Source organism: Parasedimentitalea denitrificans (genome assembly GCF_011813015.1).
GTDB classification, from domain to species: Bacteria; Pseudomonadota; Alphaproteobacteria; order Rhodobacterales; family Rhodobacteraceae; genus Parasedimentitalea; species Parasedimentitalea denitrificans.
On sequence record NZ_QHLQ01000017.1, the window covers coordinates 22,674 to 38,493 of the forward strand.

Below are 15,820 nucleotides of genomic sequence, written 5' to 3' on the forward strand. Positions count from 1 at the left end.
TTATTAGCTTGAGGTTAGGTTTGATTAGGGGAAGCGGCTAATTTGGAGAGCAATCCCTTGGTTGAGCCGTCTTTGGTTTCTGCGGATGCGCCTTCGACCATTGGCAGCAGTGCAACTGCGAGCTCTTTGCCCAATTCAACACCCCATTGGTCGAATGAGTTGATCCCCCAAATCGCGCCTTCGGTGAACACGCGGTGTTCATAAAGGGCGATGATCTGCCCCAGGTGGAACGGCGTGAGTTTAGGGTAGGCGATGGTGATCGATGGGCGGTCGCCCGGAAAGCTGAGATGTGCCGCCATGCGGTCTTGTTCTGCGCCTTCAAAACCACGCTTGGCAGCGACGTCGCGGGCCTCGGCGTGGGAGCGGCCACGCATCAAGGCCTCGGATTGGGCCAGGCAATTGGCCTTTAGCAAGTTGTGGTGATGTTGCAGGTCTGATTCATGCGCTTCGGCGGCGATCAGGAACTCTGCTGGGACAACTTTGGTGCCTTGGTGCAGCAATTGATAGAACGCGTGCTGACCATTGGTGCCGGGCTCACCCCAGACCACCGGGCCAGAGGCGCGGGGTAGGGCGCTTCCGTCTTGGGCGACTCGCTTGCCATTGCTCTCCATATCGAGTTGCTGAAGATAAGCGGGCAGGCGTTGCAGGTGTTGATCATAGGGGAGGACAGCACGGCTGCCATAGCCGCAGATGTTGTTGTGCCAAATGCCAACTAGCCCTAGCAAAACCGGTAGGTTTTCTCTCAGGGGAGTGGATTTGAAGTGGGTGTCCATCGCGTCGGCGCCGCGCAAGAAGTCAGTGAAATTCTCTGGTCCAACCGCCAACATGATAGGTAACCCGACAGGCCCCCAGAGCGAATAGCGCCCCCCGACCCAATCCTCAAAGCCAAAGACACGTTCAGGCGCGATTCCCAGTGCGGCCGTCTTATCCTGTGCGGTTGAAACGGCTGCCAGATGATCTGCAGCATTGTCACCTAGTGCCGCCCGTAACCACACCAATGCCGTTTCGGCGTTGGTCATGGTCTCGATTGTGGTGAATGTTTTGGAGGCAACGATGACTAATGTTCGCTGGGGATCCAAATTGGCCAGTGTGTCATGGATGTGTGCTCCATCCACATTAGAAACGAAATGGCACCTAGGGCCATCGTGGTAGGGGGTCAATGCTAAAGTCGCCATGGCCGGGCCTAGGTCAGAGCCGCCAATGCCGATGTTGATGACATCAGTGAACCGTCCACCATCAGCAGATTGGATCTCCCCGCTACGTACGCCTTTGGCAAAGATCTCCATCTGGTGGCGAATTGAACGGATTTCGGGAAGCACATCCACTCCGTTGACTAAGATTGGAGTGTCGGATTGCGCCCTCAGTGCAGTGTGAAGCACAGCACGTCCTTCGGTGGTGTTGATCTGATCCCCGTCAGACATTGCTTTGATCTTGGCGTCAAGATCCACGTGATTGGCCAGTCGTAGGAGTAGGTCCAGAGCGGTACTGTCCAAGCTGGTTTTGGAATAATCCAGCAACAGGTCGTCACTATCTGCCGAGAAAGATGCGAACCTTTCCGCATCCCCGAACAGCGACAGAATTGGAGTATTGGCCGACTCGACCCTATGCGACTCTAGTTGCTGCCAAATGGCTTCCATCTGATCCTGTTCCTTGCTGCTAAAGCGGACAAATTGCCTAGATGATGGCGAAAAGTTAGCGGTAACATTGCGGTGTATAGCGCCAACATTCGCAAATAGCGAGGGCTACATTGTCTCAGTATGTAGCTGGGGTGTCCATCGACAGTTCGTTGGGGTCAGATGCGCTGGCCATCTTTATCAAATATCAAGCACTTACCTTCGTCGAAATCGAGCGCAATTTCTTGGTCAACTTGCGCGTTGTATTGGCCAAACATGCGCGAGGTAAAGGTTAGGTCGTCGCCAATATCCACCAGAATATTTGTGTCCCCACCTAAGTTTTCGACATGTACCACTTTGCCTTTCAGGCGACCGTTGGCGTTGACCTGAGCGTACTCGGGGCGGATTCCAACAAACTGCCCCTCAGGTCCGCCTAACATTGTGGCAGGAACAAAGTTCATAGACGGAGAACCAATGAATTCCGCAACAAACCGGTTGGCAGGATTGTTGTAGATTTCCATAGGGCTGCCAACTTGTTCCACACGCCCGTCACGTAGCACAACAATCTTATCGGCCAGCGTCATCGCCTCAATCTGGTCGTGGGTCACATAGATCATGCTGGCGCCAAGTTGACGGTGCAGTCGCGCGATTTCCAAACGGGTATTCATCCGAAGCGCAGCGTCCAGATTGGACAGTGGTTCGTCGAACAGGAACAGCTCGGGTTCACGCACAACGGCCCGCCCGATGGCAACCCGCTGGCGTTGACCGCCAGACAATTCAGAGGGGCGTCGGTCGAGATAGTCAGCAAGCGACAACATCCGGCTGGCCTCGGCCACACGTTCGGCGATTTCATCCTTGGGCTTGCGCTCTTGTTTCAAGGCCAGTGCCATGTTTTCGCGCACTGTCAGATGCGGATAGAGCGCATAGGATTGGAAAACCATGGCGATGCCACGTTTCGCTGGCGGCACGTCATTGACGGACCGTCCCCCAATGTCGATGTCTCCGGACGTGGTTTCCTCTAGCCCTGAGATTACGCGGAGCAGGGTGGACTTACCGCAACCCGAAGGGCCAACAAAGACCACAAACTCGCCTTCTTCGACGGTTAGATCTATGTTCTTCAGGACTTCGACCTTGCCAAAGGATTTGCAGACGTTGCTAAGTTTGAGTGCGGTCATGATCAGGATCCAGTCAGGTCAACAGGGCGGCCGGAGCGGATGCTCTGGTCGGCGGCCAAACAGATTTCAAGTGATGATACGGCGTCACTCATATGGCGGGTCAGGTCGATGTCTTCGGCGATTGCGCGCAGCATGTAGGCCTGTTCGGCATCACATAATTGCTGATGGCCGGGTTCACCTGGGAGGTCGATGACTTGGTCGCCGTCGGGGCGATGTACAAGCAGGGCGCCAACAGATGTATGGCCGTCAACGTCGTCTGACCCGGCCTTGTCCTTTTCGGTGATCGACACTGATCCGTTGGGTGTGATGACGTCTTTTACAAAGAACGCCGTTTCGGACATCATTGGGCCCCAGCCTGCTTCGTACCAGGCAACTGAATTGTCTTCGAAAATCACTTGGAATTGGCCGTAATTGTACATGTCCTCGGCGATTTCATCTGATAAGCGCAGGCCCATACCGTTGACCTGAACAGGCTTGGCGTCGGTGATTTGGCACATGACATCCACATAGTGCACGCCACAATCGACGATAGGGGAGGTAGTCTGCATCAAAGCCTTGTGGGTTTCCCAGGTTTCGCCGCTGGATTGCTGGTTTAGGTTCATGCGGAACACATATGGACCACCCAAATTGCGGGCTTCTTCGATCAAACGCACCCAGGATGGGTGATGGCGTAAGATGTAACCAATGACCAGTTTGCGGTTCAGTTCAATGGCCTTGGAAGTGACGCGCTTGGCGTCATCCACAGTTGTTGCTAGCGGCTTTTCAACAAACACATGCGCACCTGCCTCCATCCCGGCAATTGCGTAGTCCGCGTGGCTGTCCGAATAGGTGGCGACGACGACGAGGTCAGGTTTGACTTCACTCAGGGCGACCTGGAAATCAGTGAAAACTGGATAGCCTTGCAGATCAGGGTGGCTGACCTCGCCAGATCGATTGACCAGTCCAACTATCTGCGCCCCTGCGTGATGGTGATGCGCAAGCGCATGTGATAGCCCCATGTTGCCGAGGCCAGCGATTAATACACGGATCATTTGACAGCTCCTGATGTGATGCCGCGGATCAGTTGGCGTGAGAAAATCACATACAGGATCATCACCGGTAGGATTGCCATCGATAGTGCGGACAGGACGGCGTTCCAGTCAGTGACAAACTGGCCGATGAACACCTGGCTACCCAAGGTCAGGGTCTTGGTTTCCTCGGCAGGGGCAAGGATCAACGGGAACCACAGGTCGTTCCAGATCGGTATCATGTTGAACACGGCCACCGTTGCCATCGCCGGGCGTACCAGTGGCAGCACCAAGCGGAAGAAGATTGTGTATTCCGACAGCCCGTCGATGCGGCCAGCGTTCTTCAAATCATCGCTGACCTGACGCATGAATTCGGACAGAATGAACACCGCCAGCGGCAGACCCTGTGCTGTATAGACTAGGATCAACGCCCACAGAGAATTGACCAGCCCAGTACTGACCATCATTTCCAAAATGGCGACAGTGCCGATGCGGATCGGGATCATGATGCCCAGTGCTAGATACAGGCCCATGAGCATGTTGCCTTTGAACCGGTACTCGGCCAGTGCAAATGCGGCCATGGCGCCAAACAAAAGCACAAAGAACAATGTGGCTACGGTGACAATCATGGAGTTCTGGAAGTAGAGGAAAAAGTCCCCCTGCTTCATCACTGTCTGATAGCCGATCATTGTGAAACTGTCGCCATCAGGTAGCGCAAGTGGGTCGCGAAAGATAGCTTTGCGGGTCTTGAAGCTGTTGATCAGGATCACAAAGACCGGAAACAGCGCAATCAGAGTGTATGCGATTAGCGCGGCGTGAGCGGCAAAGCTGTTCAGCGGGTTATGGCGGGCTTTTGACATCTCTGCGGCTCCTTAGAACTGATACCGGCGCAGGCGGGTCTGGATACCAAACAGGTAGATACAGACGCCCACCAGAATGATACCAAACATGCCGCTGGCGATGGCTGATCCCATGTGTGGATCCCCCAGTTGCAGCTGGAAGCCAAAGAAGGTGCGATACATAAACGTACCCAAAATATCGGTCGAGAAGGCTGGCCCAGCAAGCGCGCCTTGGGTGGTGTAGATCAAGTCAAAGGCGTTGAAATTACCAACAAAGGTCAGGATTGAAATGATCCCGATCGAGGGTAAGATCAGTGGCAGCTTGATTTTCCAGAATGCCGAGAAACCGGTGATTCCGTCCACTTCGCCTGCTTCAAGAACTTCTTCCGGGATCGTTAGAAGGGCCGCATAGATCAGCATCATCGGGATGCCGACAAACTGCCAGACCGAGATCAGCGCCAATGTGGTCAGGGCGTATTCTTCTTTGCCCAGATATGGAGCGTATAGCCATTTCAAGCCAACTGCTTTCAACATATCGGGGGTGATGCCCCAGATGGGGGATAGGATCAGCTTCCAAGCGAAGCCTACGATCACAAATGACAGGATCGTGGGTACAAAAATAGCGGTGCGGTAAAGCGCGGCAAAGCGTAGTCTGGGGTGGCTAAGAATAGCGGCCAAGGCGATGCCAATCGGGTTCTGCACGATCATGTGGACGAAGAAGAACCAGAAATTATTGCCGAGCGCATTCCAGAATTGGCCTGACCAATGGGCATCACCAAACAGGGTGCGAAAATTGTCCAGCCCGGCGAACTGGCGTACCTGATCCACCTCGGTGTACAGAGCTAGCCGCAAGGTGTTGAACAGTGGGAAGATCATGATCGCGGTGTAGACCAGCACAGCAGGGGCCAAGAATACAACGACGTGCCATTTGATGCCTGATTTCTTCATGCCGACCTCTTCATGTTGAATGTTCCGGGCCAGCATGTAGCCCGGAACTTTGATACGTGGGTGGTCTTACTTGTGCGGAGCGTACCAGCTGGACAGGCCGTTTTGCAGCTCCATGCCTAGATCGCTGGCTGTTTTGCTGCCTTTGATCGCAGCAACCGATGCGCCCCAGGTTTCGTTTTCGAGGTTTGGAGTACCGCGTGACAGAACCTGGTATGTTGACCGGATGGTCGACTCACACTCGCCGCGCCAGCTGACGAATTCCTGAGCTAGTGGATCTTCCATTGCTACGTCGTGGTTGGACAACGAGAAGAAGCCAGGCAGTGCGTTTGCGTAGATGCCTGCAAACTCAGATGTGCCCATCCAGTTGAGGAAGGTTTTGGCGGCCTCGGCATTAGGCGATGCAGCGTTCATTCCCAGCGCGATGTCGGTGTGATCCGAGATGTAGCAGGTGTCGCCGGCGTTCATCACTGGAGCCTTGAAGGCACCCATTTCAAAGTCAGCCTGCGCGTTGAAGCCTGTGATTTCCCAGCTGCCGGCCGGATAGATTGCAGCGCGACCCAAGGTGAAGATGTTCTGGCTGTCAGGATAGGTTTGGGCCTCATAGCCGTCGCCCAAGTACTCGCCCCATTTGGCCAGCGCCTCATAAGGTGCGACCCACTGGGCATCTGTAAGCTTTTGCTCACCAGCGATCAATGCTAGACGGCCTTCTTCACCTTTCCAGTAGTTCGGACCGATGTTGTTATAGCCCATTGTGGCGGCTTCCCACTGGTCGTTGGTGCCCATCGCCAATGGAATGTAGTTGCCATCTGCCTTAATTGTCCCAAGCGCGGCAAAGAACTCTGCCTCAGTCTCTGGTACTTCGATGCCCAGCTCAGCAAACACTTCTTTGTTGTAGATGAAGCCGTGAATAACCGAAGCCATGGGCATACAGAACGAAGCTGACGCATCGTCGGTCTGCCAGGCAGATTTGGCTACGTCTGAGAAGTTGTTCATGCCTTCCAAGCCTGAGAGGTCTGCCAAGTGGCCGCCGTCATAGAGTGCCAGTGACGCGTCAAATGGGCGACAGGTGATCAGATCACCGGCGCTGCCTGCATCCAGTTTTGAGTTCAGAACTGCATTGTACTCTGCTGGGGCAGAAGGTGTGAATTTAACCTTGATGCCAGGGTTTGCAGCCTCAAATGCGGGAATGATTTTGTCCTGCCACAGGGTCAGGTCATCATTGCGCCAGCTTTCGATGGTTAGTGTTACTTCAGCAGCAGCAGCGCTGCCCAAAATAGTCGAACCCAAGAGTGCTAGGCTTAGTAGTTTCCGGTTCATGTCTTTCTCCCTTTTACAATCGTTAATCGGCCTGATGGCCGTACTTACAGGCGCCGCATGGCGGCGCGCAGATCTCCGTTGGTTTGCTCGATCAGTTTATCTGCTTGTTGTGGTGATGCGGCGCCTGCTGCTAGCAGGACGGCGGGTTTGACCGCTCCATTTGCCTGTTGCAAGCAGCTCTGCGCTACGTTGTCTGAAACACCAGTAATGCAGGTGACAATTCCAAGTGCGCGTGCGCGTAGCTTGTCATTGTCGGCCACCACATTGACCATCATTCCATCGAACACGTGACCCAGACGAATGCCGGTCAGGGTTGATATCATGTTCAGTGCGACTTTTTGTGAAGTGGCCGCACCCAGTCGGGTGGACCCCGCAATCAGTTCGGGCGGGGTGTTCAAGTGAATGGCGACATCGGCCAGCGCAAACAGGGGGGCACTGGCGTTGTTGGCGATGGATATGATTGCGGCACCGCGTTCGCGTGCCGCCTGGGCAAAACGCAAAGGGTAGGGTGTGGATCCGCTGGCTGAAATCGCAATGACGACATCATTTGGCTGTACGGTTCCTGCTGCGGCGAGTGCAGCGACATCATTGTCTTCGGTGTGCCCTGGCATGTCTCCGTCAATCGGTACACCGCCAGCCATGTGTATTTTGATACGATCCGCCGCTATTCCAAAAGTACCTGGAATTTCGGCGCCATCTGCCAGCCCCATCAGGGCGGACGATCCTGCCGCTACATAGTGGATGCAACCATTTTTGCGAATGGATTCGGTCAGGAGTTCACTGGCTGCGGCGATCTCAGGGAGCGCGCTGGCCATTGCACTCAAGGCCTCCTGCTGGGCGCGCAGGAGCTGCGATAGAATCTCAGCGTCGGAGCGCAAGTCTAGTCCAGCAGCATCGCTGTGCAGTGCTTCTGTAGATGACGATGCTAACGCAGCCATGTGATTCCCCCTCCCCGGTTGAGACCATTAAATACCTATACAATACCTTTTGTCCACTAAAATTCACATCGGACACTTTTGGAGCTCCTCACGACCTACTTTGGGCTGATTAGCCTGCTTCTAGGCCTTTCAATTTTCCAAAAGGTATTGTATAGGTATCTTATGAGAGATCCATTGAATAGTTCGTATATCGCCATTGATGGCGGCGGCACGTCGTGCCGATTCTCGCTTTTCTTGCTTGGTAAAGTGGTGACTGTCAGGCGGGGCAGCGCGAATGTTTTCTCGGCGCACGATGCAGCCATGGAAACGCTGAAATCCGGACTTGCTGAGCTGGCTGCACAGGCCGGTATCGCTGTCGAGCGGCTGGCTGACTTCCCTCTTTATGCTGGGCTGGCGGGGGTGACGGATGCGGACTCGGCACAGGTCGTTGCTGATAAGTTGCCGGTTCGGAACGCTAAGGTCGAGGATGATCGCCCTGCTGCTGTTGTCGGTGCGTTGGGTGCGCGATCCGGGAGTTTGATTGGTATTGGCACCGGTTCGTTTTTGGCTCGCCAAACCGGCGAGGAGATTGCCTTGCTCGGTGGCTACGGGGCTGTGCTGGGGGATCAGGGATCGGGCGGTTGGCTGGGTAAGGCTCTGCTGTGCCGTGCTTTGCTGACATTGGACGGTTTGGAAAGCACGAGTGATCTGATTGAGAATTGCCTGACCGAATTCCAGCATGATGCCGCCAGAATCGTGAGGTTTACCGCTGCTGCCCAGCCCGCTGACTATGGAGCCTACGCACCGCAAATTGTGCGTGCGGCCAAGGCAGGTGACTCTGTTGGGCGTATTTTGATGTCTGAAGGGGCGGATTATATCTGTAAGGCGCTGGTGGCGCTGGGGCGTGTGCCGGGTGAACCCGTGTGCGCGATCGGTGGTGTTGCTTCGCATTATGCCGATTTTCTACCGCCGGAGGTCTCTGCCGATATGGTTGCCCCTCAGGGCGAGGCGTTGGATGGAGCACTGGAATTGGCCCGTCGCTTTGCGAGGCAGATTTGGCAGGAAAAAACATGACACCTGACGAACTCTTTGGGCCCGGAGAATGGCTGGGTGATGGGACCGGCCCTCGATATTTGCGACTGCGTTCACGAATTGAGATGGCTATTGCAAATGGACTGCTGCCCGAAGGTGCGCCGCTACCGGCAGAGCGAGAGATTGCAAACTTGACAGGGTTGTCACGTGTTACGGTTCGGCGCGCAATGCAGGATCTTGTGGACCGTGGTATCGTTGTGCAGCGACAAGGGTCTGGCAGTTTTGTGTCAGACGCTCCGCCAAAAGTTGAGCAGTCATTGTCAGTGTTAACATCTTTCACTGAGGACATGGTTCGACGCGGGCTGAGTGCGTCCAGCGAATGGCTAGGGCGTGGCATACATATGCCGTCACCCGAAGAGGTGATGATTTTGGCGCTCTCGCCGGGTGAATCTGTCGTCAGGATCGAGAGACTGCGCCGTGCCGATAATCGACCAATGGCTATCGAGAGGGCTTCGCTACCTGTCGATGTTCTACCCAACCCGCTGGAGGTTGAAACCTCGCTGTATAAAGTTTTGGAGGCCAGCGGAAACCGTCCGGTACGCGCCTTGCAGCGGATTTCGGCAATCAATCTGGGGGGAGAGGATGCCGAGGTTTTGGGTGTAGAGACCGGTGCTGCGGGGCTGCGCATCGAGCGGACCTCGTATTTGCCCAACCGTCGCGTGGTCGAGTTTACTCGGTCGGTCTATCGCGGCGATGCATATGATTTTGTGGCCGAGTTACGACTGGCCGACCAATAGGAGCTGACGTATGATCCAGAGCACAAAAATGCGCCGTGAGATTGATGAAATCCCAGAGGCCATTGATCGGCTGTTAACGCAAGGCGCGGCAGGCATTGCAGGGGTTGCCAATGCGGCCAGATCACAGGACCCAGCGTTTATCATGACAGTTGCTCGCGGATCCTCCGATCATGTGTGTACTTACATGAAATACGCTTCGGAACTGTTGTTGGGTGTGCCGGTTGCATCGGTCGGTCCGTCGGTCGCGTCGGTTTATGATGTGCCATTGAAGCTGAATAAGGGCTTGAGCCTAGCTGTGTCGCAGTCCGGGCAGAGCCCAGATATCGTTGCGATGGCGCGAAATGCCAAGCGGGACGGTTCCTTGACCGTGGCGCTGACCAATGACATGGCCTCGCCATTGGCCAAGGTGAGCGCCCACCCAATTGATATCCAGGCTGGGCCAGAGCTGAGCGTTGCAGCAACCAAGACTTTTGTTACTTCGGCCGTTGCCGGGTTGTGGATGTTGGCTGAATGGGACCGAAACAAGGAGCTGCTTGAGGCGATACATGCGTTGCCGGACCAATTGGCTGCTGCGGCGAGGATCAATTGGCCAGAGGTGCGTGAAGCCATTGGTGCTCAGCAGTCTCTATTTACTTTGGGGCGCGGCCCCGTATTGGCGATGTCAAATGAGGCGGCGCTGAAGTTCAAAGAAACCTGCCAGTTGCATGCCGAGAGTTATTCCTCGGCTGAAGTGCTGCATGGGCCGGTGTCGATTGTAGGTGAGCAGTTCCCTGTTCTGGGGTTTGCGGCTGCTGATGCAGCAGAAGGGGCTCTTGCGGATGTTGCTGACCAAGTGGCGGATAAGGGCGCGCGGGTCTTCGCGACGACTCCTATGGTGCAGGGTGCCACCTGCATCGAACATATCCGTACCAAGCATGGGCTGACTGACCCGCTTAGCCTGATCGTTTCATTTTATTCAATGGTAGAAGCTTTCGCGACATCGCGTGGAGTCGATCCCGATGCGCCGCGGCATTTGAAAAAAGTTACGGAAACGGTATGAACCAGCTGCTAACTGCATTGAAGGGGGCATCCATCTTTGATGGAGAGCAGTTCTGCCAGGATAAAGCTCTGCTGCTTTGCGGGGCGCGCCTAGATGGGATTGTCGCTGCACAAGATATTCCGGTGGATGCTGATGTCATTGATCTGGCTGGTGGATATCTGGTGCCCGGATTTGTAGATTTGCAGGTCAATGGCGGCGGCGGGGTGATGCTGAATGATACGCAGGATGTAGATACCCTGCGCACCATTGCACAGGCGCATGCGCGCATTGGGGCGACCTCGATCTTGCCAACTCTTATTACCGACACGCCTGCTCATGTGCAGGGGGCGATACAGGCCGTCGAAGACGCCATTGCAGTGAATGTGCCGGGCATTCTGGGGCTTCATCTCGAAGGGCCGCATTTGTCGAATGCTCGAAAGGGCGCTCACGATGCGACATTGATCTGCCCAATGAGCGATACGGATCTAGAAGTGTTGCTAGATGCAGCTGCACGGTTGCCTGTTCTAAAGGTTACTGTCGCACCTGAAAACGTCTCTAACGATCAGATTGAGGCCCTTTGCAATGCTGGTGCGTTAGTGTCGCTCGGGCATACGAATGCAGATTTTGAGACCTGCCTGGCTGCGGTCAAGGCGGGGGCTCGCTGTGTCACCCATCTGTTCAATGCACAAAGTCAGATTAGCGGGCGTGAGCCCGGTACCGTTGGTGCTGCACTTGCCTTGGGTGAGTTATCTGCTGGTCTAATTGCTGATGGTGTTCATGTGCATCCTGCCTCTATGTCACTCGCCCTACGGGCTAAGCGTGGTCCGGGGCAGATTTTCCTGGTCAGCGATGCCATGGCAACTGCCGGGGCTGACATCGAAAGTTTCACTTTGAATTCTCGCACGATACATCGCAACGGCAATCGGCTTACCCTGTCAGATGGCACCCTTGCCGGGGCTCACCTAGAGTTGGCAACTGCGATTGAAAACCTTGTCGAAATGTGCGGGGTTCCTTTGGAAGTTGCTGTCGCCATGGCAAGTAGAATCCCAGCGGCATTAATTGGTGCCTCTCGCGTTGGTGGGCTGGCCAAGGGTCGGCAGTCGGATGTTTTGCATCTGAACGATACCTTGCAGATTGAGAAAGTCTGGCAGCGTGGTCAGCTGATCTAACTGGTGTTTTGTCTGTTTTGGGGGTGTGAAAACCGCGCAGTAGGCCGCCGACTACCTCAGGTTGATTCTATTCATTTTAGTCTCCAACCCATAAGACGAAGGCCAAATATTGGCATTCGAAGTAGATTCGCCATGTTGATGACATAGTCTGTGGCCGAAACCACACAAGACGTTAACCTTTGTATCCTACACTACAGGACCTTTCGGCAAATGTTGGCTTGATGTCCCGCAATGGGTCAATATCTGCAGCATCGAGCAAACATAACAAATGTGGGGATGTGTAAGGTGTACCTTTCCGTTGTAGTACCCTGCTTTAACGAGGATGAGTCTATTCCGCTGCTGGTTGAGCGGCTGGCGCAGGCTATCGGTCCTTGGGCAGACAAAGCCGAAATCATCCTAGTGGATGACGGTTCCGATGATGATACTTGGGCAGCCATGGAAACAGCTAGCCAGCAGGTGCCACAGGTGCGCGGACTACGCCTGTCGGCCAACAGAGGCCATCAAGTGGCCCTGACTGCCGGGCTGGAAGCTGCCCGAGGGGAGCGCATCTTTATGCTGGACGCGGATCTTCAGGATCCGCCCGAAATATTGCCTGACATGATGTCAATGATGGATCGCGGCTATGACGTGGTGTATGGCCGCCGTGCCGAGCGTAAAGGGGAGACCCTGTTCAAAAAGCTGACGGCCCATCTTTTTTATCGGTTCCTGAATGTACTGTCGGATGTGGCTATTCCCAAGGACACCGGTGATTTCCGTTTGGTAAGCCGCCGCTCGCTAGATGCGGTGCTGAATATGCCTGAACGGTCGCGGTTTATCCGCGGCATGTTTGCCTGGGCAGGCTATCGCCAGATTGGGTTGGAGTATGTACGTGATGCGAGGGTTGCAGGTGTTACCAAATACCCTTTCCGAGCCATGCTTCGCTTTGCCACTGATGCGCTGACCGGGTTTTCGACAAAGCCGTTGAAGATCGCCACCCGCCTGTCGTTTGTCAGCTTGTTCGTAACGGTGTTTATGGCGATCTATGTGTTCGGCTCTCTGCTGTTGTATAACACTGCGCCGGGTTGGGCTTCTATGTTGCTGGCGATATCGTTCTTTTCGGGTATCCAATTGCTGACGCTTGGAATTTTGGGTGAATATGTCGGACGCTTGTATATGGAAAGCAAGCAGCGACCATTGTACTTCCTGTCTCAGGAAACAGGTGAGCCGACGTTGTTGCCGCAGGGGGTCGACCAGATCACTACCGGTGCGGTGTCTCTCCAAACCAGCAACTCTAAAGCGTCATGATTACTGCTGCACAGGCTCAATTTCTTCGGTTCGCAATCGTGGGAACTGGCGTGGCTGCGCTCTACGTATGCATCTACCTTGTGTTCTTGGCGGTATCGATTGGTCAACCGCTGGCGAACTTTCTGGCGTTCCTAATTGCCGTTTCAGTTCAATATGTCGGGCAAACATGGTGGACGTTTCGAAAGCCTTTGGGACGACCAGATCAGATTTTTAAATTCGCCTGTACAATTGGGCTAGGTTATCTGGTGTCGGCGGGCATCACCGGTGCTTTGGGGCCGGGCCTTGGCTGGCCAGACTCTGTTTCGGCTATTGTCGTGGCGGTGGTTCTACCGGTGCAAAATTATCTTATTTTTCGTATTTGGGTTTTTGCCGAAGCTGGACAGCAACACTAGGGGGAAGGTGATGGCCCATATCTATTCCAACCAGTTTTATGACTACATTGAGGTCGGCGCGCGCACTTCGGCGCAGGTCATGATAAGTGTGTTGCGAAACTGGCTGAATATCAAAAGCGTGATAGATTTGGGGGCAGGCCGCGGTGTTTGGACTAACGAATGGGCCAAGGCGGGCGTTGCAGATGTGATGGCTGTGGATGGCGATTACGTTGATCGTGACCAGTTGGCGGTACCCAAGGACAAATTTTATGCCGCCGACCTGACTAAGCCCGTGGACCTTGGGCGCCGGTTTGATCTGGCGCAAAGCCTAGAGGTAGGCGAGCACCTTCCCGAGAGCGCATCGAAGATCTTGGTCGAAAGTCTGACCCGGCATGCCGACAGGGTTCTTTTTTCGGCAGCTGTTCCCGGACAGGGCGGTGAATTCCATATCAATGAAAAACCTCTGTCATTTTGGCAGGATCTTTTTGCTGCCCAAGGATACACAGCGTTTGATTGCATCCGTCCGCAGCTTAAGGACGCTGTAGGGGTTGAGCCGTGGTACCGCTATAATACCGTGTTTTATGCCAATTCCACAGGTCGCAAAGGTCTGTCACCAGAGATGCTGGAGTGTGAGATTCCAGCTGGGCGAAAAGTCACTTCGGCTGGGAACTTTAGCTGGCGTTTGCGGCGTGGGATTGTTTCCTTGATGCCTCGCAGGATGGTAACAAAAATTGCCCAAATGCGCGCTGCGGCTTTGGTGAGTAAAGCACGGCAAGCAAGTAAATGAATGAAATGCCCTTTTCTAGAGTCGGCAGTGTCCTAAGCCGTGTTTCGGTGTTAACTGCGACGATTGTTCTAACCTCTATCGGCCTTTTGCTGTCGTCTGGTTTCCAGGTTTTTGACCCAATGGTGCGCCATGATGATTTTGCGGCCTTGCTGGCAGACCCGACCGGCTACTATCCCAAAACCCTGTATGAGGGGCGGTGGATCAACTACCTGTGGCACCTTCGCGGAGTGGCGACACCCTCCTGGCTTAGCTACCTGGCCTACCAATTCTTCTGGTCTGTATTTGCAGCTTGCCTGGCAAATCTAGCCTTAGGGGACAAAGGTTTGCTTTGGCATCGCGTTGCGATGGCGTTGCTAGTGGCGCTGGTTCCATCGGCCTTGCTTATATCATTGTGGTTCAATACTTTGATGCCCGGAATGGCGATGGTGGCGCTGTATGCTTGGCTATCGACACAGGTCGATGAACGGATAGCACGAGGCTTGCTGGTCGTGTTCGTGCCGCTGACACTGATGGCCTATACGACCTATCCCTTGTTCTTGTTGGTGTTGTGCCTGGCTCGTGCGGATACACTGCGATCGTTTCGTGATCTTGTTGGTGTGATGATCTTATTCATTGCCAGTTTTGCGCTAGGCTTGGTGGTGATATTTACTCTGAACTATGTTGAACATGGTGTCTTTGGTGTCCCAATGGCGCCTTGGCGAAATGCAACTCCGGCACATGATTTGGCTTCGGCCATCGAGAACGCCAAGCAGATCGGTATGTTCTTGTACCAAAGTGGCCGCGTGCTTGGGTTTGGTTTTACCCCACTAACAATGGCGCATCTGGTACTATTGGCTGCGGGGATAGCGGTGGTTGGCCGCCGTGACCCTTGGCGTGTTGTCTATCTGTTGAGTGGGATTGCTGCTGGGTTGGGCTTAGTCTTTTTACAAACGGTAAAGTCTGGAATTTCGTTACCAGTGCGCGTGATAAGTTTTGCATGGGCCCTTCATGCTGTTCTGTTTGTGTTGATGGTGCTGCAGCTGTCTGAAAATGGCGGGATACGCGAACGGCTAACTCGCAACCTGTTGATATTTTTGGTGATGGCCTATGCGGCAGGAACGTTCCAGCAGTCGCTAATCTATGCGGCTTGGCAAAAAGAGACCCGCGCAATGGCGGCGGAAATTGGTGAGGGATCTGGGAGTGTATTTGTTACGGGAACTTACAAATCATTGCTGAATGCAGATCGTGCCGGGATACAGAACCCAAGGGGGCTACGGCTGCGCTTGACCTATTTGACAGGGCGGATAGTCATTACCTGTGAAGAGCAACCTGCGGAGTGTGTGGCCCTGCCACCTGATATGCTGGAAGATCTACCACCAGGTGAAACTCAGGTTCATCATCTGGCTGACAAAGTGGTTGTCCGATTGTCTAAGCAGGTCGTTTCCGCACGTTAATGAACGAGGCCCGGAAGATGGAAAGACCGTCTGCCGACCAATCTGACCCACCATTCAGGCTGGAGAGCATTTTCAGTGGTCAATCTGACCTTTTCTAAGGTGATGGTCGTTTT

15 protein-coding genes are annotated in these 15,820 nt (G+C 54.3%); 8 read left to right on the forward strand and 7 right to left on the reverse strand.

All coding sequences use genetic code 11. From position 1 onward, the window contains the following. Window positions 1-14: 14 nt before the first annotated feature. From pgi to DL239_RS15580, 7 genes are all read right to left on the reverse strand, one after another. Entirely contained in the window at window positions 15-1,637 is a 1,623-nt protein-coding gene (gene pgi / locus DL239_RS15550) for a glucose-6-phosphate isomerase (RefSeq protein ID WP_167685022.1), read from the reverse strand. A gap of 155 nt (window positions 1,638-1,792) precedes the next feature. Then, window positions 1,793-2,788: an ABC transporter ATP-binding protein gene (locus DL239_RS15555; RefSeq protein WP_167685023.1), complete on the reverse strand. Its 996-nt coding sequence runs from the start codon at window positions 2,786-2,788 to the stop codon at window positions 1,793-1,795. A gap of 2 nt (window positions 2,789-2,790) precedes the next feature. Continuing rightward, window positions 2,791-3,819: a Gfo/Idh/MocA family protein gene (locus DL239_RS15560; RefSeq protein ID WP_206188484.1), complete on the reverse strand. Its 1,029-nt coding sequence runs from the start codon at window positions 3,817-3,819 to the stop codon at window positions 2,791-2,793. Continuing rightward, window positions 3,816-4,655, reverse strand: a complete 840-nt coding sequence (locus DL239_RS15565) for a carbohydrate ABC transporter permease (RefSeq protein ID WP_167685024.1) — start codon at window positions 4,653-4,655, stop codon at window positions 3,816-3,818. Before DL239_RS15565 ends, DL239_RS15560 begins: the two co-directional genes overlap by 4 nt. Before the next feature lie 12 nt (window positions 4,656-4,667). After that, a complete protein-coding gene (locus DL239_RS15570; protein WP_167685025.1) occupies window positions 4,668-5,582 on the reverse strand; it encodes a carbohydrate ABC transporter permease in 915 nt (304 codons plus the stop codon). 66 nt (window positions 5,583-5,648) lie between these two features. Beyond that, window positions 5,649-6,899, reverse strand: a complete 1,251-nt coding sequence (locus DL239_RS15575; RefSeq protein ID WP_167685026.1) for an ABC transporter substrate-binding protein — start codon at window positions 6,897-6,899, stop codon at window positions 5,649-5,651. A 44-nt stretch (window positions 6,900-6,943) separates the two neighbouring features. Beyond that, a complete protein-coding gene (locus tag DL239_RS15580) occupies window positions 6,944-7,837 on the reverse strand; it encodes an N-acetylmuramic acid 6-phosphate etherase (RefSeq protein ID WP_167685027.1) in 894 nt (297 codons plus the stop codon). A gap of 162 nt (window positions 7,838-7,999) precedes the next feature. Here DL239_RS15580 and DL239_RS15585 point away from each other — a divergent pair, with 162 nt between their 5' ends. The 8 genes from DL239_RS15585 to DL239_RS15620 all read left to right on the forward strand — a co-directional run bounded on the left by DL239_RS15585 (window position 8,000) and on the right by DL239_RS15620 (window position 15,707). Next, window positions 8,000-8,890: a glucosamine kinase nucleotide-binding domain-containing protein gene (locus DL239_RS15585; protein ID WP_167685028.1), complete on the forward strand. Its 891-nt coding sequence runs from the start codon at window positions 8,000-8,002 to the stop codon at window positions 8,888-8,890. Further along, window positions 8,887-9,645: a GntR family transcriptional regulator gene (locus tag DL239_RS15590; protein WP_167685029.1), complete on the forward strand. Its 759-nt coding sequence runs from the start codon at window positions 8,887-8,889 to the stop codon at window positions 9,643-9,645. Before DL239_RS15585 ends, DL239_RS15590 begins: the two co-directional genes overlap by 4 nt. A 10-nt stretch (window positions 9,646-9,655) precedes the next feature. Beyond that, window positions 9,656-10,684, forward strand: a complete 1,029-nt coding sequence (locus DL239_RS15595; RefSeq protein WP_167685030.1) for an SIS domain-containing protein — start codon at window positions 9,656-9,658, stop codon at window positions 10,682-10,684. Then, window positions 10,681-11,832 carry an N-acetylglucosamine-6-phosphate deacetylase gene (gene nagA / locus DL239_RS15600; RefSeq protein WP_167685031.1) on the forward strand — a complete coding sequence of 384 codons (1,152 nt, stop codon included), beginning with the start codon at window positions 10,681-10,683 and terminating at the stop codon, window positions 11,830-11,832. The genes DL239_RS15595 and nagA overlap by 4 nt, the downstream gene beginning before the upstream one ends. Window positions 11,833-12,117: 285 nt before the next feature. After that, complete coding sequence (locus DL239_RS15605) at window positions 12,118-13,116, forward strand: glycosyltransferase family 2 protein (protein WP_167685032.1); 999 nt, start codon at window positions 12,118-12,120, stop codon at window positions 13,114-13,116. Further along, entirely contained in the window at window positions 13,113-13,508 is a 396-nt protein-coding gene (locus DL239_RS15610) for a GtrA family protein (protein WP_167685033.1), read from the forward strand. The genes DL239_RS15605 and DL239_RS15610 overlap by 4 nt, the downstream gene beginning before the upstream one ends. 10 nt (window positions 13,509-13,518) lie before the next feature. Next, window positions 13,519-14,274 carry a class I SAM-dependent methyltransferase gene (locus tag DL239_RS15615; protein WP_167685034.1) on the forward strand — a complete coding sequence of 252 codons (756 nt, stop codon included), beginning with the start codon at window positions 13,519-13,521 and terminating at the stop codon, window positions 14,272-14,274. A gap of 5 nt (window positions 14,275-14,279) precedes the next feature. Next, entirely contained in the window at window positions 14,280-15,707 is a 1,428-nt protein-coding gene (locus tag DL239_RS15620; RefSeq protein WP_167685035.1) for a hypothetical protein, read from the forward strand. Window positions 15,708-15,820: the final 113 nt, after the last annotated feature.

Coding starts and splice junctions, on each gene's coding strand:
- pgi (WP_167685022.1), bottom strand. CDS start 1,637: ATGGAAGCCATTTGGCAGCAACTAGAGTCGCATAGGGTCGAGTCGGCC.
- DL239_RS15555 (WP_167685023.1), bottom strand. CDS start 2,788: ATGACCGCACTCAAACTTAGCAACGTCTGCAAATCCTTTGGCAAGGTC.
- DL239_RS15560 (WP_206188484.1), bottom strand. CDS start 3,819: ATGATCCGTGTATTAATCGCTGGCCTCGGCAACATGGGGCTATCACAT.
- DL239_RS15565 (WP_167685024.1), bottom strand. CDS start 4,655: ATGTCAAAAGCCCGCCATAACCCGCTGAACAGCTTTGCCGCTCACGCC.
- DL239_RS15570 (WP_167685025.1), bottom strand. CDS start 5,582: ATGAAGAAATCAGGCATCAAATGGCACGTCGTTGTATTCTTGGCCCCT.
- DL239_RS15575 (WP_167685026.1), bottom strand. CDS start 6,899: ATGAACCGGAAACTACTAAGCCTAGCACTCTTGGGTTCGACTATTTTG.
- DL239_RS15580 (WP_167685027.1), bottom strand. CDS start 7,837: ATGGCTGCGTTAGCATCGTCATCTACAGAAGCACTGCACAGCGATGCT.
- DL239_RS15585 (WP_167685028.1), top strand. CDS start 8,000: ATGAGAGATCCATTGAATAGTTCGTATATCGCCATTGATGGCGGCGGC.
- DL239_RS15590 (WP_167685029.1), top strand. CDS start 8,887: ATGACACCTGACGAACTCTTTGGGCCCGGAGAATGGCTGGGTGATGGG.
- DL239_RS15595 (WP_167685030.1), top strand. CDS start 9,656: ATGATCCAGAGCACAAAAATGCGCCGTGAGATTGATGAAATCCCAGAG.
- nagA (WP_167685031.1), top strand. CDS start 10,681: ATGAACCAGCTGCTAACTGCATTGAAGGGGGCATCCATCTTTGATGGA.
- DL239_RS15610 (WP_167685033.1), top strand. CDS start 13,113: ATGATTACTGCTGCACAGGCTCAATTTCTTCGGTTCGCAATCGTGGGA.
- DL239_RS15615 (WP_167685034.1), top strand. CDS start 13,519: ATGGCCCATATCTATTCCAACCAGTTTTATGACTACATTGAGGTCGGC.
- DL239_RS15620 (WP_167685035.1), top strand. CDS start 14,280: ATGCCCTTTTCTAGAGTCGGCAGTGTCCTAAGCCGTGTTTCGGTGTTA.